The sequence below is a fragment of the Mesorhizobium sp. M4A.F.Ca.ET.090.04.2.1 genome, assembly GCF_003999085.1.
Classification (GTDB): domain Bacteria; phylum Pseudomonadota; class Alphaproteobacteria; order Rhizobiales; family Rhizobiaceae; genus Mesorhizobium.
Genome location: NZ_RZOT01000616.1, coordinates 1 through 3,326, shown reverse-complemented (window position 1 = coordinate 3,326; position 3,326 = coordinate 1). Strand labels below are relative to the sequence as shown.

Below are 3,326 nucleotides of genomic sequence, written 5' to 3'. Positions count from 1 at the left end.
GAGCTGGGTCGGGCATTGGGCGATGTCGAAATTGGCTGGATCGGCGGTGCCGGTGACCATGGCATGGCGCAGCAGCACGATATGGCCGCCGTCACGCAACAGTGCCCAGCCGGCATCCGTCGCATGCGCCGCGGCTGGGGCGACGAGCAGCATCAGCGCCAGCAGAAATCGAACCATCGGCCATCCTTCTTGCGTCCACCGGCGATGACGGCGGTGTGCGCATATAGGGACCGCAAAGCCGGCTGAAAGACAAGCACGGGCTATTTCTTCGCTAGTTGCTGCTTCACCAGCTCGATCTTCTTGTCGGTGAGCGGGATCGGGATGGTGTAGCCGGCTTCGGCAAAACCCTGCTTGGCGTTCTCGAAGAACTCGATCGCTTTCATATATTCGGCGTCGCCGCCGCCTTGGCTGGCGCGGTTCCAATGGACGTCGCCGAGATTGTTCTGAGCGAAGGCCCATTGCAGCGGTTGGCTCTCACGGGTGAACACCTTGAGTGTCGCCTGGAAGGCGGCTTCGGCCTCGTCCAGATATTTGCCGCTGCGTTCGAGCGTGCCGAGATTGAGCAGGCTCATGCCGATGCCGTTCTGCGCGTTTGCCCAGTCGACGGGCGCGGTTTCGAAGGTCTGCACCTCGAGCGCGGCCCGGCGCGCGGCGACCGACTCGGCCAGGGACTTGGTATCGCCTTCGGCCATGCTCAGCCAATGCAGCGCCGAGCCGAGGCCGGCCTGGGCCAGCGCCCATTGCCGCGGCGTCGTCTCGCGCTTGTATTCTCGCAACGCGTCGCGATAGGCCATCGCCGCATCCCTGTAGTGTTCCGGCTTGTCGGACAGGCCGCCGAGCAATTGCAGCGTGTTGCCGAGATTGTAGGCGGTCATCGCCCAGTCGAGCGGAAAGGCGCGCCTGGTGTAGATGCGCCGCGCCGCCCGGAAGGCGGCAACCGACTGCTCCAGTCTCGCCGGATCGCGGGCGCGCTGGCCGAGCGTCTGGTAGACCGACCCGAGATTGTTCTGGGTGGAAGCCCAGTCCATCGGGAAACGCTTGCGGGTGAAGACGGTCAGCGCATCGCCATAGGCCGTCGCCGCTTCTTCGAGCTCGCCAGTGCCGAGATCGAAGCGGGCGGCGCTGCTCAGCGCGTTGCCGAGATTGAGCCGGCTGGTCGCCCAGGAAACCGGGAAGGTCTCGCGCGTGCGGATCTCGAGCGCGGCGCGGAAGGCCGCGGCCGCCTCGGTGATCTTCGCCTGATCGTTGCGCTGCGTGCCCAGCGACACCAGCGTGTTGCCGAGATTGTTCTCAACCATCGCCCACTGCGCCGGCGACTTCTCGCGCGTATATTCCTGCAGCGCCAGCCGATAGGCGGCCTCGGCCTCGGTGAGGCGTTCACCGCCGGGCTCCCGCTCCGAGAGCGCATAGAGCGCCAGGCCGAGATTGTTCTGCGAGGCCGCCCAGTCGAGCGGCACTTTCTCGCGCGGGCGCTTCACCAGCGTCGCGCGCATGGCGGCAACCGCCTCGTTCAAGTGCTTGGGGTCGCTCTCGCGCTCGCCGATCTTCAACAGCACATTGGCGAGATTGTTCTGGGCCGCGGCCCAATTGAGATCGTCCTTCTCGCGCTCGAAGACGGCAAGCGAGTCACGGAAGATCTGGGCTGCCGCTTCAAGCCTGGTCGTGTCGGTCTCGCGTTCGCCGATCGTCTGCAGCACCACCGCCATGTTGTTGCGGGTGATCGCCCAGTCGCGGTTCTGTTCGCCGTTGGGAATGAAGTTCAGGATTATCCGGTAGGCGTCGATGGCCTGTTGCAGCGCCTGTTTGTCGCCGGTGGCGGCACCGTGGGCGTTGAGCGCCTCGGCCTCCTGGTTCTTGTAGTTCCAGCGCAGCTTGTCGTCCCATTTCTCGACTAGCGCGAGGGCCTTGCCGTAGTCGCTCGCCGCCGATTTGTAGTCGAAGACCAGGGCGGAGGAGTCGGCGCGCCTGGCATAGATGGCGGCGTCTGCGAGCCGCTTCTGCTTGACCAGTTCCTCCGCCTGGTCGACGGCGCCGCTGGTCTGCTCGACCCGGGCCACCGCCTCGTCGAGGAACTTTCGCGCACTGACGATGGCGCCCTGGCCGATCGCCTTGTCGGCCGAGGCGACGAGGCGCTTGATCTCGGGGTCGTCGGTGCTGAGCGCGTCGCGCTCTGACAGCATCTTCTTCAGCCGCTCGGCCTGGGCATCGAGGAGCTTTTCCAGGTCCGTTGGATCCTCTGGTATCTTCTCCGTGCCCAGCGCCTTGAGCACGCCATAGAGCGCGTCGAGCGGCACGCCGTCCTGCTGCGAAGCCAGTTCCACTTGCGAGCGCTTCGGATCGGGCAGGTCGGCGATGGTCAAAAGCAGTTGCCGCCGCTCGCCGGTGATCAGCCCGTCATCGCCGGTCGGCTCCTGCGGCGCGACGCCGAAATAGAGCAATCTGCGCAGGCTTTCATTGACCCAGGGTCGCTGCCGCGCCTTGGTGTCGAGATAGACCTCCTCGGTCACCATGCGCATGACCGATCCGAATTCGGTGCCCTTCATCGCGGCGAGGTGGCGCAGCAGCGCCGCCGCATAGGGGCTGTTCTCGCCGGCGGCGCCATCGAGCGCCGGGCGTCCCGGCTCGGCGGCGAAGCCGACCACGGTTCCGAGGTTTTCCGTCGCCGGCGCGCTGCCGAGCGCCTTGGCGCCGCGCAACGGTTCCAGCCCGCCGGCGCCGATCGGCGAGGCCGAGGCGGTCGGCGCGCGGCGCAACTCCGCGCCGGGCGGGAACGGATTGGTGCGGCAGGCATCGAGCAGCATGATCGTCACCGGCACCGTCTTCTTCAGATCGTCCATGACGGCGGAGATCGGCACCAGCGCATTGTCGGCGTCCTTCAGCGAGGACATATCGGCATCGACCGGGACCAGGTAGTTCACGCCGCCGGCCTCGATGCCGTGACCGGAATAATAGATGAAGGCGACATCGGCGCCTTCGGCATCCTCGACGAAGCGCTCAAGGTCGCGCTTCAGTTTCGCGGCATCGCGATCGGTGACGCTGCGGGCATCGAAGCCGAGGTCGGTCAGCATCTTGGCCATGTCGCGGGCGTCATTGGCCGGGTTTGGCAGGGTGGCGATGTGCTCGTACGCCGATTGGCCGACGATGAGGGCGACGCCCTTGAGGTTCTCCGCGCCTTTGGCCAGCGTCGCGACAAGGCAGAGCAAGCCGGCGACGAAAACCGTCAGGCATGCCCTTGCCGAAAGGTGATGGTTCGAGCCCTCGACCAGACCCATTCGCCGCGTATCCCCCTGACGATCCCAAGCCTCTATAACGCTGCCAGCCGACCT

At 66.0% G+C, this 3,326-nt stretch carries 1 protein-coding gene and 1 pseudogene; both read right to left on the bottom strand.

Going from position 1 to position 3,326, the window contains the following annotated elements; genetic code table 11:
• A pseudogene (locus tag EN781_RS36045) lies at window positions 1-177 on the bottom strand (histidine phosphatase family protein); the annotation flags it as partial.
• 83 nt (window positions 178-260) lie between these two features.
• Window positions 261-3,272: a caspase domain-containing protein gene (locus tag EN781_RS29165; RefSeq protein WP_126054142.1), complete on the bottom strand. Its 3,012-nt coding sequence runs from the start codon at window positions 3,270-3,272 to the stop codon at window positions 261-263.
• Between the last annotated feature and the right edge of the window lie 54 nt (window positions 3,273-3,326).

Excerpts from the sequence above, each read along its gene's own strand:
- EN781_RS29165 (WP_126054142.1), bottom strand. The coding sequence starts at position 3,272 with ATGGGTCTGGTCGAGGGCTCGAACCATCACCTTTCGGCAAGGGCATGC.